15 protein-coding genes are annotated in these 25432 nt (G+C 70.1%); 7 read left to right on the top strand and 8 right to left on the bottom strand.

The genetic code is table 11. The features are described from left to right. Positions 1 to 273 precede the first annotated feature (273 nt). Positions 274 to 1176, top strand: a complete 903-nt coding sequence (locus tag FHX80_RS21445; protein WP_244318355.1) for a helix-turn-helix transcriptional regulator — start codon at positions 274 to 276, stop codon at positions 1174 to 1176. A 188-nt stretch (positions 1177 to 1364) separates the two neighbouring features. On the opposite strand, the gene FHX80_RS21440 is transcribed toward FHX80_RS21445, so the two are convergent. Together FHX80_RS21440 and FHX80_RS21435 are read right to left on the bottom strand one after the other, a co-directional pair. Further along, the gene (locus tag FHX80_RS21440) at positions 1365 to 2612 is read right to left on the bottom strand and encodes a L,D-transpeptidase (protein WP_145765683.1); all 1248 of its coding nucleotides are present in this window, start codon (positions 2610 to 2612) and stop codon (positions 1365 to 1367) included. Positions 2613 to 2984: 372 nt separating this feature from the next. Then, a complete protein-coding gene (locus FHX80_RS21435) occupies positions 2985 to 4217 on the bottom strand; it encodes a L,D-transpeptidase (protein WP_145765682.1) in 1233 nt (410 codons plus the stop codon). A gap of 153 nt (positions 4218 to 4370) precedes the next feature. Between FHX80_RS21435 and glgX the strand changes: the two genes are divergently transcribed. Next, positions 4371 to 6647: a glycogen debranching protein GlgX gene (gene glgX, locus FHX80_RS21430; protein ID WP_145765681.1), complete on the top strand. Its 2277-nt coding sequence runs from the start codon at positions 4371 to 4373 to the stop codon at positions 6645 to 6647. A 9-nt stretch (positions 6648 to 6656) separates the two neighbouring features. On the opposite strand, the gene FHX80_RS21425 is transcribed toward glgX, so the two are convergent. The 4 genes from FHX80_RS21425 to FHX80_RS21410 are packed head-to-tail and all read right to left on the bottom strand — an operon-like array spanning position 6657 to position 10394. Continuing rightward, positions 6657 to 7307, bottom strand: a complete 651-nt coding sequence (locus tag FHX80_RS21425) for a response regulator (protein ID WP_145765680.1) — start codon at positions 7305 to 7307, stop codon at positions 6657 to 6659. Positions 7308 to 7366: 59 nt separating this feature from the next. After that, entirely contained in the window at positions 7367 to 8647 is a 1281-nt protein-coding gene (locus tag FHX80_RS21420; protein ID WP_145765679.1) for a sensor histidine kinase, read from the bottom strand. Between the two features lie 24 nt (positions 8648 to 8671). Next, positions 8672 to 9454 carry an ABC transporter permease gene (locus tag FHX80_RS21415; protein WP_145765678.1) on the bottom strand — a complete coding sequence of 261 codons (783 nt, stop codon included), beginning with the start codon at positions 9452 to 9454 and terminating at the stop codon, positions 8672 to 8674. A gap of 1 nt (position 9455) precedes the next feature. Continuing rightward, positions 9456 to 10394, bottom strand: coding sequence for an ABC transporter ATP-binding protein (locus tag FHX80_RS21410; RefSeq protein ID WP_145765677.1), 939 nt, complete (start codon positions 10392 to 10394; stop codon positions 9456 to 9458). Positions 10395 to 10569: 175 nt separating this feature from the next. Here FHX80_RS21410 and FHX80_RS21405 point away from each other — a divergent pair, with 175 nt between their 5' ends. From FHX80_RS21405 to FHX80_RS21395, 3 genes are all read left to right on the top strand, one after another. Next, positions 10570 to 12441 carry an ABC transporter ATP-binding protein gene (locus tag FHX80_RS21405; protein ID WP_145765676.1) on the top strand — a complete coding sequence of 624 codons (1872 nt, stop codon included), beginning with the start codon at positions 10570 to 10572 and terminating at the stop codon, positions 12439 to 12441. Further along, a complete protein-coding gene (locus tag FHX80_RS21400; protein WP_145765675.1) occupies positions 12438 to 14342 on the top strand; it encodes an ABC transporter ATP-binding protein in 1905 nt (634 codons plus the stop codon). Before FHX80_RS21405 ends, FHX80_RS21400 begins: the two co-directional genes overlap by 4 nt. A gap of 376 nt (positions 14343 to 14718) precedes the next feature. Further along, positions 14719 to 16767, top strand: a complete 2049-nt coding sequence (locus FHX80_RS21395) for a M4 family metallopeptidase (protein WP_145765674.1) — start codon at positions 14719 to 14721, stop codon at positions 16765 to 16767. An 81-nt stretch (positions 16768 to 16848) separates the two neighbouring features. Here FHX80_RS21395 and FHX80_RS21390 read toward each other — a convergent pair whose 3' ends face one another. Both FHX80_RS21390 and glgP read right to left on the bottom strand, forming a co-directional pair. Then, complete coding sequence (locus FHX80_RS21390; RefSeq protein WP_145765673.1) at positions 16849 to 18066, bottom strand: alginate lyase family protein; 1218 nt, start codon at positions 18064 to 18066, stop codon at positions 16849 to 16851. Between the two features lie 215 nt (positions 18067 to 18281). Further along, positions 18282 to 20885: an alpha-glucan family phosphorylase gene (glgP, locus tag FHX80_RS21385; RefSeq protein ID WP_208764699.1), complete on the bottom strand. Its 2604-nt coding sequence runs from the start codon at positions 20883 to 20885 to the stop codon at positions 18282 to 18284. A gap of 764 nt (positions 20886 to 21649) precedes the next feature. On the opposite strand from glgP, the gene FHX80_RS21380 reads away from it, so the two are divergent. Beyond that, on the top strand, positions 21650 to 23701 hold the full coding sequence (locus FHX80_RS21380) for an alpha-1,4-glucan--maltose-1-phosphate maltosyltransferase (RefSeq protein WP_145765672.1): 2052 nt from the start codon (positions 21650 to 21652) through the stop codon (positions 23699 to 23701). After that, positions 23698 to 25404 (top strand): maltose alpha-D-glucosyltransferase, encoded by a 1707-nt coding sequence (gene treS, locus FHX80_RS21375; protein WP_145765671.1) that lies wholly within the window; start codon positions 23698 to 23700, stop codon positions 25402 to 25404. The genes FHX80_RS21380 and treS overlap by 4 nt, the downstream gene beginning before the upstream one ends. Positions 25405 to 25432 lie beyond the last annotated feature (28 nt).

The raw sequence follows: 25432 nt of genomic DNA, 5'->3' as shown, positions 1-25432 counted from the left end.
CAGATACCTTAGAGTTGACGCCCACCGACCTGCGGGCGCAAGGGGGAACAGTAAATGCCGGCAGCGAGAGGGTCTCACCCGGCCGGGGAATGCACACCGCTGGACCACGGGACGCCAACGCATGGATTCGCCGCGGAAGCAACCCGGTTCGAGCGTGCGGACGTCGCCGAGGGGCTGAGCCTGAGCCCTGAGCAGTCGATCGGCGCGGAGCGGGTACTGCGCCTCCTGGGCCTGATCCGGTCAGGTGCCGCCGACGGCGGACTCGTCGACCCGGTGGATGGCGAGGAGACCTCGGCGATGCTGGCACGGGCGCTCGGAGCGCAACTGCGCGAACGTCACACGGACGGCCCCCGCGACAGCGCGGAGAACCGGCCGGACCCCGCGGCTCCTCCCGCCACCGCCCCTGCGTGCGACTCCGCCCGCACCACGGCCTTTCACGCGCTGATCAGTGACATGAGCAGCCACTGCCGCGAGGAGCTCCTCCTCGTCCTACCCAGTGGCGCCCGCCCCTGCCAGTCCTTCCCGGCCGCCCGGATCATCGTGCTGAACCTGCTCGCCCGCGGGGTGCGGGCCCGGCTGATCTACCAGCACGCCATACGCGGCGACCTGGTCACCCGGGCCCTGGTGCGGGAGCTGACCCAGCACGGCGCCGAGGTCAGGACCAGTGCCGAACTGATCGATCCGCTCATCGCCTTCGATCGCGAAGCGCTCGTCCTGCCCCACCCCCCGGACTCCTCCCGGGGAGCCGGCGCGACGACGGCGGTCGCGGTGCGGGACCCGGCCGTGGTCGCCTTCGCCTGCGCCGCTTTCGAAAACCTGTGGAACACCGCAAGCCCACTCATTCCCGACACGAAGAAGACTCCGCACGCAATCGATGAACTCAAGAAATCGATAGTGCACCTTCTGTCCATGGGCCACAAAGACGAAATGGTGGCTCGCCGGCTCAGCATATCGGTCCGCACATGCCGTCGGCATATTGCCGAAATAATGGATGAACAGGGAGCCGTCAGCCGCTTTCAAGCCGGTGTCCATCTGACTCGGGCGGGCCTGGTCGACGATCCCTTTCCTCCGCCCCGGACGGCCGCCGCGGGGAATAAGTCCGACCCATCGGATAATCCCCGTGGCGCGGAAGGGTCCGGGCACTCGACATACGAGCCCGGAACATCACCCACGTAACGAACCGGACCGTTGCGCACGTACCGAATACGTGCCGAAATACCGCTCCACACCGCCCTGTAACGCTCCCCCAATGACAACGTCGGCTCCCCGGACCGCGTCGAGGTCCTGGAAGCCGACGTCGCACACGGGCCCGGCACCGGCGTCCGCCGCCGGTGCCGGGCCCGTGAACAGTCAGTGGGGCAGGGCTACTTGGTCCACTCCGACCAGTCCATGTTCCAGCCGTTGAGGCCGTTGTCCGGCTGGATCGTCTTGTCGTGGGAGTTCTTCACGACCACGACGTCACCGATGAGGGAGTTGTTGAAGAACCAGGACGCCGGGGTGCTCGGGTCACCGCCGCCGCGGGCGTCCAGCATGCCGACGCAGCCGTGGCTGGTGTTGCTGGAGCCGAAGACGCCCGGACCGCCCCAGTAGTTGCCGTGGATGAAGGTGCCCGACGTGGACAGGCGCATCGCGTGCGGCACGTCCTTGATGTCGTACTCACCGCCGAAGCCGACGGTGTCACCGTTCATCCGGGTCACCCGGAGCTTCTCGCTGATGACCATCTTGCCGTTGTACGTGGTGGTGGCCGGGGCGCCCGCGGAGATCGCGATGTCCTTGATCTGCTTGCCGTCGCGCACGACCTTCATCCGGTGCGACTTCGCGTCCACCGTGCTGACCTGCCGGCGGCCGATGGTGAACGACACCGTCTTGGCCTGCTTGCCGTAGACCCCCGGGCGTCCCTCGACACCGTCGAGGTTGAGCTTCACGGTCACCTTGGTGCCCGCGGGCCAGTAGTCCTGCGGCCGGAAGTCCAGGCGGTCGTTGCCGAACCAGTGGCCCTCGACCGGAACAGCCGGATCGGCCGTCACCTTGATGGCCTTCTCGACGGCCTCCGGGTCGGTGATGCCGCGGGTGAAGTGGATCGAGACGGGCATGCCGACGCCGACCGTGGAACCGTCCTCCGGGGTGTACTGCCCGATGAAGGTGTTCTGCGGGACGAGCGTGGTGAAGGTGGTGTCCTTCGCCGACTCACGGCCCTTCTCGTCCTTGGCCACGGCGTGGACCTTGTACTTGGTCGCCGAGGCCAGATGCTGGTCCGGCTCCCAGCTCGCGCCGTCCGCCGCGATCTTCCCCTCGACGTCGGCCCCCTTGGGGTCGGAGACCTTGACCGTGGCCAGCTTCCCGCGCTCGGCCGAGATCTTCAGCGCCCCACTGGTGGCAACGGAGTCGGCGCCGTCCTTCGGAGCGACCTTCACCACGGCCTGGGAGGCGCTGGTGTCTTCCGCCTTCGCCCCACCCCGGCCGGCGCCCTTGCCACCGTCCTCGGTGTCTCCCGCGCTGCACGCCGTCACCAGCAACAGCAGCGCACCCAGTACCAGAGCCAGCAGTCCGGTGGTCCCACGCCGCCCGCTGTCCGCCCCGGCCGATGTCCCCGATATCGGCTGCCCGTTCAATGTGGTCGTCTCCCCTTCGCACGGCCTGGCCCCGCCAAGGCCCTGGGAGCTCTCGGGCTCCCGCCCCCGCGCGCTGCATATGCGCGCTCAGCGAAAGATAATCACACCGACTGCGGACAGTTCTTCCCCGGAATGTCACCGTTCAGTCCCAACCCGTCCAGCACATCGCCCGGTCGTGGCCGTCCCGGTGTGCCGGGGTCGCGGCGGCGGACGGCGGGGCCGCGAAACCGTGGCGAACCCGGCGGACGGCGGGGCCGCGAAACCGGGCGAACCCGGCGGACGGCGGGGCCGCGACGGCCGCGCCGTCCGGGTGCTCGGGCCGCTCGGGCAGAGCCGATGAGGTGTCGGCCGGAGAGCTGAGCCGGCGGTGCGTCAGTGCACGGCGGAGCCCGCCCTCCACTGGGTCCAGTTCATGTTCCAGCCGCTCAGCCCGTTGTCCGGGGCAACCTGCTTGTCCTTGGAGTTGACGACCTCGACGACGTCCCCGATGAGCGTCCGGTCGAAGAACCAGCGGGCCGGGGTGGCCCCGCCGCCGTCCTGCTCGTCGCGGAGCCCGATGCAGCCGTGGCTGACGTTGGTCGAGCCGAAGATGTCTTCGTCGGACCAGTAGTTGCCGTGCACGAAGGTCCCGGAATCGGTGAGCCGCAGGGCGTGCGGAACGTCCTTGATGTCGTACTCACCGCCGAAGCCGACGGTCCGCCCGTCCATCCGGGTCACCTCTTGCATCTCACTGACCACCATCTTGCCGTTGTACGTGGCCGTCGCCGGGGAGCCCGCCGTGATCGGGACCGTGGAGACGAGATTCCCGTCCCGGCGCACCTCCATCGTGTGCTCTTCCGCGTCCACCCGGGACACCTGCTCCCGGCCCACCGTGAATCTGATGGTCTTGTGCTGGGTGCCGTACACCTGCGGCGCCCCCTGCACATCACGCAGCCCCACCTCGACGGTGACCTCGGTACCCGGCTCCCAGTAGGCGGCCGGGCGGAAGTCCAGCCGGTCGGCGCCGAACCAGTGCCCGGCCACCTCGACCGGCGGATCGCTGGTCACCCTGATGGCCCGCTGCACTGCCGCGCGCTGGGTGATCCGGCGGTTGAACTCGAAGGAGACGATCATGCCGGTGCCGACCGTGGACCGGTTCTCCGGCTTGAAGTAGCCGATGAAGCGGTGTTCGGGCACCACCGTGGTGAAGGTGGTGTGCCGGGCCGAGCGGCGCCCCGCACCGTCCACGGCCACCGCGTCGACGCTGTACTTGGCGGCGAGCCCGAGCCGGCCCGCCGCTCCCTGCGGAGTCCAGGACCGGCCGTCCTTCGCGATCAGGCCCCTCACCTCCTGTTCCTGCGCGTCCTCGATCCGGGTCACCTTGACGCTCTCCAGTCGCCCGTCCGGGACTCTCACCTCGACCTTGCTGTCCGGTCCTACGCCCGCCGCCCTGTCCTTCGGGGTGATCCGGATCGCCTCCTGCGGCGACCGGGACTTCCCGCCGGTGGTCGAGTCCGCGCCCGAGCAGCCGGTCAGAACAGCCAGTACGGCCAGTACGGCGAGCAGTCCCGACCGTGTCAGCACGGTGGCCCCGCTCGCGCCTGCCTTCTTCGCTACGTGGTTCACGCCCTCCCAACGACCGGGGCCGGTCGGGGGAAACGTGAGTGCGGGCCCCCTCGTGGGCAGAACAGAGGGGACGACCACACTCGGGGAGCCGCGGCCGGGACGCCGCGCGCTCCCTTTCGGTGCCGGTCCCCACGAGCCGCGGGAGGCGAGCAGGTGTCGAGCGCAGCCGAGCAGGAGGCAGTGCCGAAGACGGTTCCGGGATCGGCCGGACAGACGGTGGAGCGGCCGGCCACCGCTCCCGCCGGCTCAGGACAGGTGCCTGCCACCGGGCCCGGCCGACGGCCGCCCGCCGTGTGGCCGGGTACGCCGATGCCGCTCGGAGCCCGCTTCCGGGTGGGGCCCGACGGGGTGGCGGGCACCAACTTCGCGCTCTGGGCGGGCGGGGCGGAAGCCGTGGAGCTCTGCCTCTTCGACGAGGACGGCACCGAGACCCGGCTGGCACTGACCGAGCTGACCCATGAGATCTGGCACGGCTTCGTGCCCGGGGTACGAGCCGGCCGGCGCTACGGCTACCGGGTGCACGGCCGCTGGGACCCGTGGACGGGTGCCCGGTGGAACGCGGCGAAACTGCTGCTCGATCCGTACGCACGGGCGGTGGACGGCTCCTTCACCCTTCCGGCCGAGGTGTACGGCCATATGAGGGACTGGCCCGAGCAGCAGGTCGCCGACACCGTGCGCGACGAACGGGACTCCGCGCCGTACGTCCCCAAGGGGGTGGTCGTCCACGACGACGACGACTGGGCCGAGGACCGGCGGCCCAAGACCCCGTGGGCCGACTCCGTCATCTACGAACTGCACGTCCGCGGCTTCACCAAGCTCCACCCGGGCATCCCCGAGAAACTACGGGGCACCTACGCCGGACTCGCGCACCCCGCGGCCATCGGCCATCTGAAGCGCCTCGGGGTGACGGCCGTGGAACTGCTGCCGGTGCATCAGTTCGCCCACGAGGACCATCTGCTCCGGCGCGGGCTGCACAACTACTGGGGCTACAACTCGATCGGCTACTTCGCCCCGCACGCCGCCTACTCCGCGAGCGGCACCGCCGGCCAGCAGGTCGGCGAGTTCAAACGCATGGTGCGCGCCCTGCACGACGCCGGGATCGAGGTGATCCTCGACGTGGTGTACAACCACACGGCGGAGGCGGGCGAGCTCGGCCCGATGCTGTCGCTGCGCGGCATCGACAACCGCGGCTACTACCGGCTCCAGTCCGACGCCCGCAGATACGCCGACTACACCGGGTGCGGCAACACCCTGCACGTGGTGCAGCCGAACGTCCTGCGGCTGATCACCGACTCACTGCGGTACTGGGTCACCGAGATGGGCGTCGACGGCTTCCGCTTCGACCTGGCGGCGGCGCTGGCCCGCTCGATGCACGACGTCGACATGCTCTCCCCGTTCCTCGCGGTGATCGCCCAGGACCCGGTGCTGCGCCGGGTGAAGCTGATCGCGGAGCCGTGGGACGTCGGCAACGGCGGCTACCAGGTCGGTGCCTTCCCGCCGCTGTGGACCGAGTGGAACGACCGCTACCGGGACGCCGTACGGGACTTCTGGCGCGGCGCGCTCCCCGACGTACGCGACCTCGGCTACCGGCTGACCGGATCGAGTGACCTCTACGCGTGGGGCGGCCGCCGCCCGTACGCCTCGGTCAACTTCGTCACCGCGCACGACGGCTTCACCCTGCGCGACCTGGTGAGCTACGAACAGAAGCACAACGAGGCCAACGGCGAGGGCAACCGCGACGGCACCTCGGACAACCGGGCCTGGAACTGCGGCGCCGAGGGCGAGAGCGACGACGCCGCGGTCAACGCGCTGCGCCGCCGCCAGCTGCGCAACCTGCTCACCACCCTGCTGCTGTCGACCGGGGTCCCGATGCTGGTCGCGGGCGACGAGATGGGCCGCACCCAGGGCGGCAACAACAACGCGTACTGCCAGGACAACGAGATCGGCTGGCTGGACTGGTCGCTGCTGGACCAGCCGCAGTGGCGGGAGCTGACCGAGCTGACGGCACGCCTGCTGACGCTGCGCCACACCCATCCGGTGCTGCGCCGCCGGGCGTTCTTCTCCGGCCGGGCGCAGGCCCCGGACGGGCTGCGGGACCTGGCGTGGTTCACCCGGCAGGGGGCCGAGATGACGGAGGGGGACTGGTACGCACCGGCCGCGACGGTCGGGCTCTACCTCTCCGGGCGCGACATCCCGGGCCGGGACGCCCGCGGCGAGCCGGTGACCGACGACAGCTTCCTGGCGGTGCTGCACGCCGGTGACCGCCCGGCGGACTTCCGGCTGCCGGGACCGCCGTGGGCGCAGGCGTACGAACTGGTCCTGGACACCTCACGGGAGGACCAGTCCGCCGCACCGGGCACCGTCCACCGGGGCGACACGGGCCTGACGGTGCCGGCGAGATCGGTCCTGCTGCTGCGGGTACGGGAGTGAGCCGGGAGGTCAGCCCAGGATGCCGCGGTCGTACGCCACGGCGACGGCGGCCGCGCGGTCCTTGGCGCCCAGCTTGGCGAAGACATGGGTGAGATGGGTCTTCACCGTGGCCTCGCTGATGAACAGTACGGCGGCGATCTCCCGGTTCGAGGTCCCCTTGGCGACGAGTTCGAGCACTTCGCGCTCGCGCGCGGAGAGCGTCTCGCTGCCGGACGGGAGGGGGGTGCGCACCCGTGAGATGAGCCGGGAGGCGACGGCGGGCGACAGGACGGTGCGGCCGTCGGCGGCGGCGCGCACCGCGGTGAACAGCTCCTCGCGCGGGGCGTCCTTGAGCAGGTATCCGGTCGCCCCGGCCTCGATCGCTGGCAGGGTGTCGGAGTCGGTGTCGTACGTGGTGAGGACCAGGACCCTGGAGCGGGCGCCGCGCCGGGTCAGTTCGGTGATCGCCGCCACTCCGCCGCCGCCGGGCATCCGAAGGTCCATCAGGACGACGTCGGGATCGAGCCGGACGGCCATCTCGACGCCCTCGACACCGTCCGCCGCCTCGCCGAGCACCCGGAACTCCGCCGCCGAATCGAACATGCCCCGCAGTCCGTTCCGTACGACGGGGTGGTCGTCGACGACGATCAGCGTGATGACGCGTGCGGGTTCCTGAGCCATAGCGGCCCACCGTACTGTGCCCGGGGCCGTGCCGTCCCAGAGGTCGTCCGGCAGCCGCCTCAGTCGTTGCGGACCAGCGGGACCCGGGCGCAGACCGCGGTGCCGAGGCCGTGTCCGGTCTCCACCTCGACCGTGCCCGCGATGCGTTCGGCGCGTGCCCGCATGCCGCCGAGCCCGAATCCGCCGGCGCCCCGGTACGGCGGCAGCGCGTGCGGGTCGAAGCCGCGGCCGTCGTCCCGCACGTCCAGCGTGATCTCGTCGCCCATGTAGGACAGGGTGACGCCGGCCCGGGACGCGGCGGCGTGGCGGCCGGCGTTGGCGAGCGCCTCCTCGGCGATCCGGAGCAGGGTGGCGCCTATCTCGTCGTGCAGCGGCTCGGCCGTGCCGGTGACGGTGAACTCGGCGCGGACGCCGGTGCGTTCGGACCAGGTGGTGACGGTCTTCTCGAGGGCGCCCGGCAGGTCGTCGTGCTCCAGCGCGGCGGGCAGCAGATTGTGCACCGAGCGGCGCGCCTCGCCCAGGCTGTGCCGGGCGAGGGCGAGGGCCCGGACGAGGTGTTCCCCGGCCGGCCCGGGATCGGTGCCGGCCGCGGACGTCACGACCTGGAGCTGGGCGATGATGCCGGCCAGCCCCTGCGCGATGGTGTCGTGGATCTCGGCCGCCATCCGGCTCCGCTCGTCGGCCACCCCGGCCTCGCGGGCCTGGACCAGGAGCTGGGCGTGCAGTCCGGCGTTCTCCGCCATGGCCCTTTCGAGACGGGCGTTGGCGGATTCGAGTGCGGCGATGGTGTCGGCCTGGGTGCGGGTCTGCTCCGCCTCCCGGTCGCCGATCTGGGCGAAGATCATGGTGAGCGTCCCGTGCAGGGCGAAGAGGATGACGAAGGCGATCCAGTTCATGGGACTGGCCGGCGGCATACCGCTGCCGGACTGCGAGCCCGCCATGATGACGGCGGTGGCCAGCAGCCCGGCCCGCATGGCCCGTCGCGGAAGCAGCCGGCCGGCGTCGAAGTAGCCGAGCGTCGTGAAGATGGAGAAGAACGGGTTGCACCAGGTCAGCCCGAAGGCCAGCAGGGTGCGGGCGACGAAGTAGAACTGCGCCGCCCGTGACCCCGGTCCGGAGGCGACGCGGCCCCACCAGAGCTGGAGGACGAGCGCCACCGGGACGAGGACCGCGGCCGCGTACACGTCCGCGCGGGACATGATGAGTGAACTGGACACGGCCGAGATCGCGGTGGCCAGGAGGAGCAGTCCGTACGGTCCGTACCGGAAGAACCGCTCCCACCACTGCTCGGCCGTCGCCACCCGCTTCACGACTTCTCTTTCCCGCTCCCCCGTGCTCATGGGTGAAGTCTCCCCCGGATCCTCCTACTCCCACCGAAACGTGCGGGTGGCCGCCACTGCCACCAGCGCGGTCCACAGCGCCACCACACCGAGGTACGCCCAGTTCGGCCAGTCACCGGCCGCGGCCTGGTCCAGCGCCTGGGAGGCGGCGCCGAACGGGGTGAACTGGACGATGTGCCGGAGTGTGTCGGGCATCGTCTGCACCGGCACCCAGACACCCGCGGTGAACATCATCGGGAAGAAGACGACCGAGCCGATGGCGCCCGCGATCCTGGTGGTGCGGGAGACCGCGCAGACCAGCGCGCCCAGGGCCAGCACGCAGGCGACGGCGAGCAGCAGGGCCAGCAGATAGCCGAAGGGCTGTCTGGGCAGCCGCACGCCGAAGGCGATCCGGCCGACCGCCGTCACCAGCAGGGCGGAGCCGAGCGCGGCGACTCCGTGCAGCGCGATCTGCGCGCCGAGCAGGGCGAAGGCCCGTACCGGTGTGGTGGACATGCGGCGCAGGATGCCGCGCTCGCGATAGCCGGTGAGTACGGGCGGCATGGCCTGGAGGCCGGCCATGATCATGGCGAGCAGCACCGCCACGGGTACGTACAGATCGATGACGCGCCGGCCGCCGAGTGCGTCGTCGGGGTCCCGGAAGGACGGGATCAGTCCCAGGATCGTCATCAGCACGGTCGGGAAGACCATGATCCAGAACAGGCTGCCGGGTTCCCGCAGGAAGAGCCGGGTCTCGGACTTCAGGACCGCCACCGAGGCACCGGAAAGGGCGGTGCGGGGCGCGGGGGCGGGGTTCGCCGTGGCCATCTCAGACTGCCCGTTCCGTGAGTTGGTGCCGCTGCGCGGGGCCGGGTTGTCCGGTGAGGTCGAGGAAGGCGTCGTCCAGAGTGGCTTCGGCGACGCGCAACTGGTGCGCGGTGACGCGGAGCCGGGCCAGCAGCGAGATCACGGCGTTGACGGTCTCGTCGGTGCCGTTGATGACGATCCGGCCGTTGCGGCTCTCGCACGAGGCCGCGCCGGGCAGCCGCGCCAGCTCGGCGTCGTCGAGCGGCCGCGAGGGTGTGAAGGAGATGACCGTGGAGCTCCCGGCCCTGGCGATCAGCCCGGACGGGGTGTCGAGGGCGACGACCCTGCCCTTGTCGATCACGGCGATCCGGTCGCAGAGCCGCTGGGCCTCCTCCATGAAGTGCGTGACGAGCAGGACCGTGACGCCGCTGTCCCGTACGTCCTCGATCAGCTGCCAGGTGTCGCGCCGGGCCCGTGGATCGAGCCCGGTGGTCAGCTCGTCGAGGACCACGACCCGGGGATTCCCGACGAGCGCGAGCGCGATCGACAGCCGCTGCTTCTGGCCGCCGGAGAGCCGGCCGTACCGGGTGGTCAGCTTGGTGTGCAGGCCGAGCCGCTCCGCCTGCGACCGCCAGTCGGCGGGGTTCGGGTAGAACGCGCTGTACAGCTCCAGCACCTCACCCACCGTGATCTTGGGCTGGAGTTCGCTCTCCTGGAGCTGGGCGCCGAGCAGCAGGGTCACCTGGTCGTGGTCGGCGACGGGGTCGAGCCCGGCGACCCGGACCGTACCGGAGTCGGGGACCCGCAGTCCCTCGACACATTCGACGGTGGTGGTCTTGCCCGCACCGTTGGGGCCGAGAATCCCGAAGATCTCCCCCTCGTCGACGGTGAGGCTCACCCCGTCCACCGCGGGGCGTCCGGCGTAGGCCTTGTGCACCCCGCTCACTTCGATGATTGCCATGTCCACGAGCATCCGGGCGAAGGGCCGCACGCGGCATCCGCCATCGCGCTCGAATCGTCATCAGCCGATCGGTTGATGGGGCGCTACGACGTAGGGGGCCGTCGCCCCGCCGGACCGCGGCCGGGCGAGAAAAAAGGATGAGGGATGTCAGTGGTGAACCGTAGGCTCGCCCCTGATGCCCGAACAACATGCAGTGCCCAAGGACCGGTCCGCCGTGCTCACCCTGATGCGGCTGTGGCCGTACGTGAAGCCGGTACGGGCCCGGCTGTCCATCGCGGTCCTGGTCGCGGTCGTCGCCTCGTGCCTCGGCCTGGTGATCCCGCTCGTGCTGAAGTGGATGGTCGACGGCCCGGTCGCCCACCGGGATCCCGGCGGGGTCTGGCTGGGCGCACTGTATCTGCTGCTGCTCGGGATCGCCGAGGCGTTCTTGTTCGGCATCCGGCGCTGGGTGGTGGCGCGTCCGCTGTCCGGTGTCGAGGCGTCGATGCGGGCCGGCCTCTACCGGCATCTGCAACGACTGCCGGTGTCCTTCCACGACCGCTGGCCATCGGGCCAGCTGCTGTCGCGCGGGACCACCGACCTGATGCTGGTGCGGATGTTCCTGGCCTTCCCCCTGACCTATCTGGTGGTCAACTCGACCACGATCGTGGTCGGTTTCGTGATTCTGCTGGCCCAGGAGTGGACACTCGGCCTGGTGCTGCTCGTCCCCGTCGTGCCGCTGGTGATCGCCTCCTCGGTCTTCGAGTCGAAGTACGCGCTGGTGGCGCGCAGGGCCCAGGACCAGGTCGGCGATCTGACGACGGTGGTCGAGGAGAGCGTGCTCGGCATCCGTATCGTCAAGGGCTTCGGACGGCACCGCAGCCAGGCCCTCGCGTTCCGGGCCCTCTCGCAGCGGCTGCGCGCCACGGAGCTGGACAAGGCGCGGCTGCTCGCGGGCATCTGGGCGCTCATCACGACGATCCCGGAAATCGCCATCGGGGCGGCACTGGTGCTCGGCACGATCGAGGTCGCGGACGGCGGCCTTTCGGCGGGCACGCTGGTCGCCTTCCTCTCCACGGCGCTGGCGCTGCGCTGGCCGGTCGAGTCGATCGGCTTCCTGCTGGCGATGAGCCAGGAGTCGGCGTCGGCGACCGCGCGGTTCTTCGAGGTGATGGACGTGGCCGAGGAGGAGGACACCTCCGCGTACCGCGAGGACGCCGACGGGGACCGGGAACGTCACGGCGGCATGGTCTTCGAGGGGGTGGAGTTCCGTTACCCGGACGCGGAGGAGGGTTCCGTCCCCGTGCTGGCCCGGATCGATCTGCGGATCCGTCCCGGCGAGACGATGGCCCTGGTCGGGGCCACGGGCTGCGGCAAGACCACGCTCACCGCGCTCGTGCCCCGGCTGCACGACGCCACTTCGGGGCGGATCACCCTGGACGGCGAGGACATCACCTCGATGCCGCGCGAGCGGCTGCGGGAGCTGGTGTCCGTGGCGTTCGAGGAGCCGACGCTCTTCTCCGCGAGTGTCGGGGAGAACGTCCTGATGGGCGCCGAGGGGGCCGGTGACGACGAGTTGCGGCGGGCGCTCTCGGTCGCACAGGCCGACTTCGTCCACGATCTGCCGCACGGGGTCGACACCCAGGTCGGCGAACAGGGGCTGAGCCTCTCCGGCGGTCAGCGGCAGCGTCTCGCGCTGGCCCGCGCCGTCGTCGGCCGGCCGCGCTTCCTGGTGCTCGACGACCCGCTCTCCGCGCTGGACGTGCACACGGAGACGCTCGTCGAGGCCGCGCTGCGCAGTGTGCTGCGGGAGACCACGGCGGTGGTGGTGGCCCACCGGCCGTCCACCGTGATGCTCGCGGACCGGGTGGCGCTGCTGTCGGAGGGCCGGATCAGCGCGGTCGGCACCCACCAGGAACTGCTGCGCGGCAATGCCGAGTACGCCCTGCTGATGTCGGGCGCGGAGAGCCCTTCTGGCGAGGACCTCACCGGTGTGACCGCAGCGGTCACACCGGCCGATGACGTCGCGGGCGCGGACGCCCCCGCCGAAGGGAACAGCACCCGATGACGAGCACGACGACCGGGCGCCCGAAGGGGCCCGACGGCAGCGGCGAGAACGAGGAGACGGCGCCCCCGTACGCCCCGGAACCAGCGGGCGAGGCCCCGGCGAAGCGGCCCGGGGACCCGTTCGACCGCGACGACCTGCCCACGCCCCGTGGGGCGACGCGCGAGCTGCTCGCCTCGCTGCTGCGCCCGCACCGCGGCCGGGTCGTGGTGGCCGCGCTGTTCCTGCTGATCCAGCAGATGGCGGTGCAGGCCGGTCCGCTGCTCGTCGGGTACGCCATCGACAGCGGGGTGCCCGCGTTCCGGGACAAGGACTACGGGCCGCTGATCGCCGTGGGCATCGGCTACGCCCTCTGCTCCGTCGGCGCGGGGGCCATGCAGTACGCCTTCATCCGGGTCTCCGCAGCGGTCAACCAGGACGCCCTGCTCGATCTCCGCGGCCGGATCTTCCGTCATGCCCAGGCCCTGAGCGTGGACTTCCACGAGCGGTACACCTCGGGACGGCTGATCTCCCGCTCCACCACCGATGTGGAGTCGCTGCGGGAGCTGCTCAGCGAGGGGCTGCAGGAACTGATCGGTGTCGTCCTCTCCTTCGTCTCCATCTCCCTGATGCTGCTCTGGCTGGATCTCGCGACGGGCGCCGTCGCCGTGCTCTCCTTCGTCCCGCTGTATCTGCTGGTGCGGCTCTACCAGCGCCGGGCCGGAGTGATCTTCGCCGAGCGGTCGACGGCGATCGCCGCGGTCATCGTGAAGTTCGCGGAGACGATGAACGGGATCCGTCCCGTCCAGGCCTTCCGTCGTGAGCCGGTCAACGACGCGACCTTCCGGGAGCTGAACCACGAGCACCGGCGAACGAACGGCGACGCGATGCTGGAGAACGCGCGGTACGTCGTCGGTTCCCGGCTGGTCGCCAACACCGCGGTGGCCGGAATCGTGCTGTGGGGTGCCTACCGCGTCGCCTCCGGGACCCTGGCGCTCGGTGTGCTGGCCGCGGTGGTGCTGTATCTGCGGCGGCTCTACGACCCGATCGACCGGCTCAGCATGTTCCTCAACTCCTATCAGTCCGCCGCGGCCTCGCTGGAGAAGATCGCGGGTCTGCTGGCGCAGACCCCCACGGTTCCGGAGGCCCTGGAGCCGCGGGAGCTGCCGCCGCTCACGGGCGAGCTCCCGGGCCGCGAGGTGGTCTTCGACTCGGTGAGCTTCTCCTACCGCACGGGTGGTGAGGTGCTGCCCCGCTTCGGTCTGACGATCCCCGCGGGCCAGACGGTGGCCGTGGTCGGTTCGACGGGCGCCGGCAAGTCGACGCTCGCCAAGCTGCTGGCCCGCTTCTACGACCCGACCGAGGGCCGGGTGCTGCTGGACGGGGCCGATCTGCGGGATCTCGCCGTCCCCGAACTGCGGCGCGGGGTGGTGATGGTGACCCAGGAGGCCTTCCTGTTCTCCGGGACCGTCGCCGAGAACATCGCGATCGGCAGCCCGGACGCGAGCCGTGAGGAGATCGAGCAGGCCGCCAAGGCGATCGGCGCCCACGACTTCATCAGCGGTCTGCCCGACGGGTACGACACCGACGTACGCAAGAGGGGTGGCCGGATCTCGGCCGGTCAGCGCCAACTGGTCGCCTTCGCCCGTGCCCTGCTCGCGAACCCGGCGGTGCTGATCCTCGACGAGGCGACCAGCTCCCTCGACATCCCGGGCGAGCGGGCGGTGCAGCGGGCGATGGACACCGTGCTGCACGGCCGCACCGCGGTGGTGATCGCCCACCGGCTGTCGACCGTGGAGATCGCGGACCGGGTCCTGGTCATGGAGCACGGCCGCATCGTGGAGGACGGCGCCCCGGCCGAACTCATCGGCGGCACAGGCCGGTTCGCGGGCCTGCACCGCGTCTGGCGGGAGAGCCTGGTCTGACGGCCGCGCCGGGACGCCGCACTGTCCGACGAGGAGTGGACGGCGCGGAACGAGCCACAGTTCGAAGCTGTCTCGACAGGGTGGCATTTTCAGGTTCTTCACACTCTTTTCGAACACGACGACTTCGCGCCCGACCTCGCTGTCCGCTTGGAATTCGCGCTACGGAGGACCCCGGGCGACATCGCGGTGATGATCGGCGAAACGTCCGCTTAACGAACATGACCATTACGGCAACGAACGAATTTCGGCCATCTTGTTGACGCGGTCCTGACAGGTGCCTCCATCTGCTGACACTCTTCACCCCGTTCTGCGCACTGCCTGCTCTGCCCGGACGGCTCGCTCTGCCGCCGGTACCCCCCTTGCAGAAGGAGTCCGCGTGAGATCCACGCCCAGCCGTCGTGCCACCGCGACCGGCGCTCTGATAGCCGCAGCAGCCCTCCTGGCCGCCGGAGTCCAGACCGGCACCGCCACCGCGACACCGGCCGACGCCCCCGGCGCCACCGCCTCGGCCTCGGCCTCGGCCTCGGCCGGCGCCATTCACGGTGCGCTGCCCAAGCAGCTCTCGCCCTCCCAGCGTGCGGAGCTGATCCGCGACGCGAACGCGAGCACGGCGGCCACCGCCAAGGAGCTCGGCCTCGGCTCGCAGGAGAAGCTCGTCGTCCGGGACGTCATCCAGGACAACGACGGCACCACGCACACCCGTTACGAGCGCACCTTCAGCGGACTTCCGGTCCTCGGCGGCGACCTGATCGTCCAGGAGTCGAAGGCCGGCACGACCGAGAGCGTCACCAAGGCCTCCAAGGCCACCACCGCCCAGCTGAAGGCCGTGGACACGACCGCGGACGTCGCCCCGGCGACCGCCCAGAAGCAGGCGCTCGGTGCGGCCAAGGCCGCGGGCTCGGACAGGACGGTGGCCGAGAAGGCGCCGCGCAAGGTCGTCTGGATGGCGAGCGGCAAGCCGCAGCTCGCCTACGAGACCGTGGTCGGCGGGCTCCAGGAGGACGGCACCCCGAACGCGCTCCACGTCGTCACCGACGCGACCACCGGCGCGAAGCTCTACGAGTGGCAGGCCATCGAGAACGGCGTCGGCAACACGGAGTACAGCGGTCAGGTCACCCTCAACACCTCCGGGACGTACAACCTGACCGACACCACCCGCGGTAACCACAAGACGTACAACCTGAACCACGGTTCGTCCGGCACGGGCACCCTCTTCTCCGGCACCGACGACGTCTGGGGCGACGGCACCCCCTCGAACGCGGAGACCGCGGCGGCGGATGCCCACTACGGTGCGGCCGAGACCTGGGACTACTACAAGAACGTCCAAGGCCGGACGGGCATCCGGGGCGACGGCGTCGGGGCGTACTCCCGGGTCCACTACGGCAACAACTACGTCAACGCCTTCTGGGACGACAGCTGCTTCTGCATGACGTACGGCGACGGCAGCGGGAACGCCTCACCGCTGACCGCACTGGACGTCGCGGCGCACGAGATGACGCACGGCGTCACCTCCAACACCGCCCGCCTGGTCTACAGCGGTGAGTCCGGTGGCCTCAACGAGGCGACCAGCGACATCTTCGCCACCGCCGTCGAGTTCTACGCCGACAACGCCACCGACAAGGGCGACTACCTCATCGGTGAGAAGATCAACATCAACGGCAACGGCACCCCGCTGCGCTACCAGGACAAGCCGAGCAAGGACGGCGCGTCCAAGGACGCCTGGTACTCGGGCATCGGGAACATCGACGTCCACTACTCGTCGGGCCCGGCCAACCACTTCTTCTACCTTCTCTCGGAAGGCAGCGGCGCCAAGACCATCAACGGCGTCTCGTACGACTCCCCGACCTCCGACGGCCTGCCGGTGACCGGCATCGGCCGCGACAAGGCCGCGCTGATCTGGTTCAAGGCGCTCACCACCAAGTTCAGCTCCAACACGAACTACGCGTCCGCCCGCACGGGCACGCTCGCCGCGGCCGGTGAGCTGTACGGCACCACCAGCGCCGAGTACAAGGCCGTGGGCGACGCCTGGGCCGGCATCAACGTCGGCACGCGTCCCGGCGGCGGCACCGACCCCGGCGGCACGGTCTTCGAGAACAACACCGTCACGGCCATCCCGGACCGCGGCGCGGCCGTCACCAGCTCGATCAACGTCACCGGCCGCACCGGCAACGCCCCCAGCGCCCTCAAGGTCGGCGTGGACATCACCCACACCTACCGCGGTGACCTGGTCATCGACCTCGTCGCCCCGAACGGCACGACCTACCGCCTGAAGAACTCGTCCCCCACCGACTCGGCGGACAACGTCCAGACCACGTACACGGTCAACGCCTCGTCGAACGTGGCGAACGGGACCTGGAAGCTGAAGGTCCAGGACGTCTACTCGGGCGACACCGGAAAGATCAACAGCTTCAAGCTGACCTTCTGAACCCAGCCGCACGGCGTGCACCACGGCTGACGCGGCATCCCGCCCGGGAGGAGTACCCACTCCTCCCGGGCGGTTCCACGCTCAGTTCGGGTTGTCCGCGTGGGTCAGCGTCTCCCAGGCGACGAACAGGTTGTCGGTCCCGGCGGGCCTGCGCTGCTGCGTGAGGGTCTGGGTGTTGGTCATCGCGATGCCCATCCGGTTGTGCAGCGCGTTGAACCCGACCTCGGTGACCGGGCCGAGGTTGTCCTTGAGCGATCCGCCGCAGAGCGACGACGGAACGGCCTCGCCCAGCTGGTACTTGGCGTGCAGACCCAGCGCGTGGCGCAGCCGGTCGGCGATCTCCGGGTAGAGGTCCTGGCCCTGGATCCGGCCGGTCTCGGCGATGTGCGAGACGGCGGAGATGCCGTAGCCGGTGTGGGTGAGATCGCGGCAGGTCTCCTGCGAGAGGCCGTCCATGAAGGTCGACTGGCCCTGCCAGTACTTGATGATCTTGTCGCGGGTGTCCAGCCCGCTGCCGGGCGCCGCCTTCGGCAGCGCGCCGTCCGAGGTCAGATAGATGTACGCGGGAACGCGTCCGCGGAATTTGGTGACCGCCCTGTCGTACGAGGTGCGGTCCTCCAGGAAGACCGAGATGCCGATCGCGGCCTCGGTCATGCTCAGTTCCCAGTTCCCGTTGCTGTTCGAGCCGTTGATGACCTTGGGCAGATAGACGTCGCGCAGCATGGTGGCGAACCGGCCCGCGTTCGGCCAGCCGCTGTAGGTGTACTTGATGATCTCGGCGGCGCGCGGCCAGGAGGAGCCGGCCCAGCCGGTCTGGAGCGGGGCGTTGCTGTTGGTGTGGTCCTTGATCACGGCCGACCAGGCGTCCATGATCTCGACGGCCTTGGCGGCGTAGCGGCTGTCCTGGGTGATGTACCAGGCCAGCGAGAGCGTGTAGGCGGCTATCGCGTCCTCGCGCTCGTCGGTGCAGCCGTAGTTGGGGTTGGAGTACGAGCCGCACTCGACGACGGCCCGGGGCTTGGCCGTCCGGGTGAGCGAGGCGTACTTGCTCGCCATCATCTGGTCGTAGGCGCTCTTCCAGGGCTGCGCGCCGGCCTGCACCTTGGCGCGTACGAAGTCCAGCTGGGGGCGGCTGACGAGTACGCCGGGGTGGGTGAAGGCGGCGGGGGCCGCGGCCACCGCCGGGGCGGGTTCCGGGGCGGCCCGGACGGCCGTGGCCGGGGCCATGCAGAGGCCGGTGATCAGTGCCGCGAGTGCGGTGGCGAGGCCGAGGCCGCGCCCGATGGTTCCGGTGCGCATGTGGGGGGTGCCTTCCGGTGCGGGGGAGGTCCGGCAACTCGACCCGGAAGCAGAAAAGTTCATACACATGAACCCTGGGTCGAACTGTGAACCCTGCGATGAGTGAGGAACGTAAAGCCATCGCATGCACACGTCAAGCATGTGTGTTCAGAAATCGAAGGACCCGGCACCGATGGAGCGGTGCCGGGCCCTCGCGCGGCCGGGAGAACGGGACGTCAGCGCATCAGCAGCCCCGCGCCCTCGCCCGCCGCACCCGCCGGCTGTGCGACCAGGCCTAGTTCGGCGCCACCGGCCAGCAGCGGATGGGAGGGCAGCACCCGCACGGTGTACCCGTAGGCGCCCGTGCGGTCGAGGGCGAGCGGGCCGTCGTACAGCCAGCGCCCCTCCAGGTCCTGGCCCCCGGCCGGCTTCAGCGGGAACACCTGGGCGTCCGTGATGGAGTCGGCGAAGTCCACCCGGCCGGCCACCGCCTGCACCTCCACGTCGTCCGGCTCCAGCGTCCCGAGGCTGATCCGGACCCGCAGCGCCAGCGTCGAGCCCAGCTCCGCCGAGCCGCCCGCCTCGGTGGGCGTCACCGTCTCGACATGGTCGACCGCCACCCGCGGCCAGGCCGCCCGGACCCTGGCCTTCCAGTCGGCGAGCTGCCGTGCGGTGGTGGCGTCCAGGGAGCGCTGGGCGAGCGCCGCGGGGGCGTACAGCCGGTCCACGTACTCACGGACCATGCGCCCCGCGAGGACCTTGGGGCCGAGGGTGCCCAGCGTGCGGCGGACCATTTCGATCCAGCGCTCCGGGAGCCCCTCGCCGCCGCGGTCGTAGAAGCGGGGCGCGACCCGGTCCTCGATCAGCTCGTAGAGCGCGTTGGCCTCAAGGTCGTCGCGCCGGTCCTCGTCCATGGCGGAGCCGTCGGCCGTCGGGATCGCCCAGCCGAAGTCCGGTTCGAACCACTCGTCCCACCAGCCGTCGAGAACCGACAGGTTGAGACAGCCGTTGAGCGCGGCCTTCATCCCGCTCGTACCGCACGCCTCCAGCGGGCGCAGCGGATTGTTCAGCCAGACATCGCACCCCGGGTAGAGCTTCTGGGCCATCGCCATGCCGTAGTCGGGCAGGAAGACGATGCGATGACGCACCCGGGGGTCGTCGGAGAACCGGACCAGCTCCTGGACCAGCCGCTTCCCGCTGTCGTCGGCCGGATGCGCCTTGCCCGCCACGACGATCTGGATCGGGCGCTCCGGGTGGAGGAGCAGCCTCCGCAGCCGGTCGCGGTCGCGCAGCATCAGCGTCAGCCGCTTGTACGAGGGCACCCGGCGGGCGAAGCCGATCGTCAGCACGTCGGGGTCCAGCACGCCGTCGATCCAGCCGAGTTCGGCGGCCTGCGCGCCGCGGGTGCGCCAGGAGGCGTGGAGCCGCTGCCGCACCTCGGTCACCAGGTGTTCGCGCAGGGTCCGGCGCAGGTCCCAGAGCTGCCGGTCGGGGATGCCGGCGGCGGCGTCCCACCGTCCGGGGGTGCCCCCGGACTCGGTCCGCAGCCGGTAGATCTCGGGGGCGACCCAGGTGGGTGCGTGGACCCCGTTGGTCACGGAGGTGATCGGCACCTCCGGGGCGTCGAAGCCCGGCCAGAGCCCGGCGAACATCTCCCGGCTGACCGCGCCGTGCAGGGTGGAGACGCCGTTGGCCCGCTGGGCGAGCCGCAGGCCCATCACGGCCATGTTGAAGACGCCGGGGTCGCCGCCGTCGTACGTCTCCATGCCCAGTTGCAGGACGCGTTCGGCACAGACGCCCGGCAGCTCTCCGTCGTCACCGAAGTGACGGGCGACGAGTTCGCGGTCGAACCGGTCGATCCCGGCCGGCACCGGCGTGTGGGTGGTGAAAACGGTGCCCGCCCGTACGGACTCCACCGCGGAGCCGAAGTCCAGGCCGGTGCCGGAGAGCTCCCGGATGCGTTCGAGGCCGAGGAACCCGGCGTGGCCCTCGTTGGTGTGGAACACCTCGGGCGCCGGGTGGCCGGTGAGCCGGCAGTAGGTCCGTACGGCGCGCACGCCGCCGATGCCCAGCAGCATCTCCTGGAGCAGCCGGTGTTCGCTGCCGCCGCCGTACAGCCGGTCGGTGACCTCGCGCTCGCCGGGTGCGTTCCCCTCGACGTCGGAGTCGAGCATGAGGAGCGGCACCCGGCCCACCAGGGCCTGCCAGATGTGGGCGTGCAGCGACCGGCCGCCGGGGAGCGCCAGGACCACCTCGCTGGGTGTTCCGTCGGCTTCGCGCAGCAGGGTGAGCGGCAGTTCGTTGGGGTCGAGGACGGGATAGTGCTCCTGCTGCCAGCCGTCCCGGGAGAGGCTCTGGCGGAAGTAGCCGTGGCGGTAGAGCAGGCCGACGCCGACCAGGGGCACGCCCAGGTCGCTGGCGGCCTTGAGGTGGTCGCCGGCCAGGATGCCGAGTCCCCCGGAGTACTGGGGCAGGGCCGCGGTCACCCCGAACTCGGGCGAGAAGTAGGCGATGGCGGCGGGCAACTCGACGCCCTGCGCCAGTTGTTCCTGGTACCACCTGGGGCCCTGGAGGTAGTCCCGGAGACCGGCGGACACCGCGGTCAGCCGGCGCAGGAACTCTTCGTCCCGGGCCAGCTCGGTGAGCCGCCCGGCGGACACGGCACCGAGCAGGCGCACGGGGTCGCCGTCCGCCGTCCGGCCGGCCACCGGGTCGACGGCCTCGAAGAGCTCACGGGTCTCGGTGTGCCAGGACCAGCGCAGGTTACGGGCGAGGTCGCTGAGCGGTTGAAGGGTGTCGGGGAGGACGGGGCGCACGGTGAATCGACGAATGGCCTTCACGTTTTCCACCTTTACAGGGGACGTCCGAATCCGAGGGGACGCACCACGGTGTGCGCCGCTCCGTCACTCTCGACGTTAACCGTGTGCGGCCCTCCGCAACCACGGCGCGCGGCCGTCCGGTGGGGTGCGACCCCGGGCGGGCCGACCGCCCCTTCCGCTCCGCCCTCCCGGGCACCGCCCGGCACTGGACGCGGCTGCGGACACATGCGTCACAGGCGTTATGGCCGATTCCCTCACCTCGTACGGCCTTGTGGGCCTTCGCCCCACAGGGAAGGCTTCCCAGTGGCGCCCGCCGTCCCCGCGTGCGCCGGATTTCCGCGACCCCGCGCACGCGCGGCGGAGCCCGGCGCATTCAGAACGTCACAGATACGCCCGAGTAGTTAACAAACCACCGGATTGGCCCACCGGCATCCATGGGAAGGCTTCTCCGGTACCCGGAACGGATGCATTCGGATGACAGCCGAAGGCGATCCACCTCAGGCCCACAGACGATTCATCCGCTGTTCGGCGGCAATCCGCCCGCGGTTCGTATGCGATCGGTACGGCCCGCGCGCATTCGGTCCACACCCGTGCACCACACCCTCGCCCCATCCATTCGAGTGCCATTCGAGTGAACGCGGACAGGAGCGGCCATGCCCACATCCCACCAGTCGTCAACGGAGCAGCTAGAAAGGACGGACCCCCGTCATCGCGGCGCGCGCGTTCAGCCGTCCGCAGCCACAACGCGCCCTGTTGAGTCCGAGCTCCAGTCCCCAGGTGATTCCATGATCGGTCGAATTCCCGTCCTCGACGTCCGCCCCCTCGTCGATTGCGGAAGAAGGCCCGCCAAGGCGGTTTCCGGTGAAACCTTCCAGGTCACCGCGACCGTCTTCCGCGAGGGCCATGACGCGGTCGCGGCCAACGTCGTCCTGCGGGACCCGAGCGGGCGGTCCGGCCCCTGGACACCGATGCGCGAGCTCGCTCCGGGCACCGACCGCTGGGGCGCCGACGTGACCCCGGACGCCGAGGGCCGCTGGACGTACACGGTCGAGGCGTGGAGCGATCCGGTGGCCACCTGGCGGCACACCGCCCGGATCAAGATCCCGGCGGGGATCGACACCGCGCTCGTCCTGGCGGAGGGCGCCGAGCTGTACGAGCGGGCCGCCGGCGGCGTGCCGAAGCGGGACGGCCGTGAGGCGGTGCTGTCCGCGGTCGACGCCCTGCGTGACGCGGCCCGCCCGGCCGCAGCCCGGCTGGCCGCCGCGCTCACCCCCGAGGCGGACGAGGCGCTGGCCGGTCACCCGCTGCGTGAGCTGGTCACGGCCTCGCGCCCGATGCCGCTCGTCGTCGAGCGCCGGCGCGCCCTGTTCGGTTCCTGGTACGAGCTGTTCCCCCGTTCCGAGGGCGCCAGGGCCGAACCGGCCCCGCCGGCGAAACCTGCGGGGAAGGGCCGCGCGGCCAAGGCGCGAGCGGCCTCGGCGCGGCCTCCCCGCATCATCGGCGGCACCTTCCGCACGGCTGCCGAGCGGCTGCCGGCGGTCGCCGCGATGGGGTTCGACGTGGTCTACCTGCCGCCGATCCACCCCATCGGGACCACCCACCGCAAGGGGCCGAACAACTCCCTCTCCCCCGCCGCGCACGATGTGGGGGTGCCCTGGGCGATCGGTTCGGCCGAGGGCGGTCACGATGCCGTCCATCCCGGTCTCGGCACTCTCGACGACTTCGGCCATTTCGTCGAGACCGCCCGTAACCTGCGCATGGAGATCGCCCTGGATTTCGCCCTCCAGTGCTCCCCCGACCACCCCTGGGTGACGGAGCACCCCGAGTGGTTCCATCACCGAGCGGACGGCAGCATCGCCTACGCGGAGAATCCGCCCAAGAAATACCAGGACATCTATCCGATCGCTTTCGACAAGGATCTGAGCGGAATCGTCACGGAGACCCTGCGCATCCTCCGGTTCTGGATGGACCACGGGGTACGGATCTTCCGCGTCGACAATCCGCACACCAAACCGGTGATCTTCTGGGAGAAGGTGATCGCCGACATCAACCGCACCGATCCCGATGTGATCTTCCTGGCCGAGGCATTCACCCGTCCCGCGATGATGCACGCACTCGCCACCGTCGGGTTCCAGCAGTCGTACACCTACTTCACCTGGCGCAACAACCGGCAGGAAATCACCGATTACGTCACCGAACTGTCCGGTGAGACGGCCTCCTTCATGAGGCCCAATTTCTTCGTGAACACCCCCGACATCCTTCCCGGATATCTCCAGGACGGCGGCCGGCCCGCCTTCGAGACACGGGCGGTGCTCGCGGCGACGCTCTCCCCCACCTGGGGGGTGTACGCGGGGTACGAGCTCTGCGAGAACACCCCGGTCCGCAGCGGCAGTGAGGAGTACCTCGACTCGGAGAAGTACGAGATCCGGCCCAGGGACTGGGAAGCCGCCGAGCGTGAGGGCCGGTCGCTGGCCCCGCTCATCACCACGCTCAACCGGATCAGGCGCCGCCACCCGGCGCTGCAGCAGCTGCGTGACGTGCACTTCCACTCGTCCGACAACGACGCCCTGATCGTTTACAGCAAGCGCTCCGGTTCGAACATCGTTCTGATGGTCGTCAACCTCGACCCGCACCACACCCAGGAGGCGACCGTCTCGTTGGACATGCCGCAACTCGGCCTGGACCGGCACGAGAGCGTGCCGGTGCGCGACGAGCTCACCGGCACTTCCTACCACTGGGGCAGGACCTTCTATGTGCGCCTTGAGCCGGGCGTGACGCCCGCGCACATCGCCGTCCTGCGACCGTCCCCGCCGACCGGAGGGTCACCCACACCATGATCGTCAATGAGCCCGTCCACGACACGTTCGAGGACACCCCGGCCAAGGACCGCGATCCCGACTGGTTCAAGCGTGCCGTCTTCTACGAAGTCCTCGTGCGTTCCTTCCAGGACTCCAACGGCGACGGCATCGGAGATCTGAAGGGAATCACCTCCAAACTGGACTACCTCCAGTGGCTGGGCGTCGACTGCCTCTGGCTGCCGCCGTTCTTCAAGTCGCCGCTGCGCGACGGTGGTTACGACGTCTCCGACTACACCGCCGTACTGCCGGAGTTCGGCGACCTCGCCGACTTCGTCGAGTTCGTCGACGCCGCGCACCAGCGCGGAATGCGCGTGATCATCGACTTCGTCATGAATCACACCAGCGACCAGCACGACTGGTTCCAGCAGTCCCGCACCGACCCCGAGGGTCCGTACGGCGACTACTACGTCTGGGCCGACGACGACAAGCAGTTCCAGGACGCCCGGATCATCTTCGTCGACACCGAGACGTCCAACTGGACCTTCGACCCGGTGCGCAAGCAGTACTACTGGCACCGGTTCTTCTCGCACCAGCCCGACCTCAACTACGAGAACCCGGCGGTGCAGGAGGAGATCATCTCCGCCCTGCGCTTCTGGCTGGACCTCGGCATCGACGGCTTCCGGGTCGACGCCGTGCCCTACCTCTACCAGCGCGAGGGCACCAACTGCGAGAACCTCCCGGAGACCCACGGCTTCCTCAAGCGGGTCCGCAAGGAGATCGACGCCAACTACCCGGACACCGTGCTGCTCGCCGAGGCCAACCAGTGGCCGGAGGACGTCGTCGACTACTTCGGCGACTACCGGGCCGGCGGCGACGAGTGCCACATGGCGTTCCACTTCCCCGTGATGCCACGGATCTTCATGGCCGTGCGGCGCGAGAGCCGCTACCCGGTCTCCGAAATCCTGGCCAAGACGCCGGCGATCCCGTCCGGCTGCCAGTGGGGCATCTTCCTGCGCAACCACGACGAGCTGACGCTCGAAATGGTCACCGACGAAGAGCGCGACTACATGTACGCGGAGTACGCCAAGGATCCGCGGATGCGGGCCAACATCGGCATCAGGCGGCGCCTGGCACCGCTGCTGGACAACGACCGCAACCAGATCGAGCTGTTCACCGCGCTGCTGCTGTCCCTGCCGGGCTCCCCGATCCTCTACTACGGGGACGAGATCGGGATGGGCGACAACATCTGGCTGGGCGACCGGGACGCCGTGCGCACCCCGATGCAGTGGACGCCCGACCGGAACGCCGGATTCTCCTCCAGCGATCCGGGGCGGCTCTTCCTCCCCACGATCATGGATCCGGTCTACGGCTACCAGGTCACCAACGTCGAGGCGGCGATGGCCTCGCCGTCGTCGCTGCTGCACTGGACGCGCCGGATGATCGAGATCCGCAAGCAGAACCCCGCGTTCGGCCTCGGCTCGTACAGCGAACTGCCCTCGACCAACCCCGCGGTGCTCGCCTTCACCCGTGAGCACGGGGACGACCTCGTGCTGTGCGTGCACAACTTCTCGCGGTTCGCGCAGCCGACGGAGCTCGATCTGAGGTCCTTCAACGGGCGTCATCCGGTGGAGCTGATCGGCGGGGTGCGCTTCCCCGCCATCGGTGAGTGGCCCTATCTGCTGACTCTCGCGGGACACGGGTTCTACTGGTTCCGGCTGCGCAAGGACGCGCCGCCGAGCTGACCGGAAGCCGGTGCGGGGCGGTTTCCGC

This window comes from Streptomyces brevispora (genome assembly GCF_007829885.1).
In the GTDB taxonomy this organism is placed as follows: domain Bacteria; phylum Actinomycetota; class Actinomycetes; order Streptomycetales; family Streptomycetaceae; genus Streptomyces; species Streptomyces brevispora.
The sequence above is the reverse complement of the archived record's forward strand: the minus strand, read 5'-3'. Positions and strand labels throughout refer to the sequence as shown.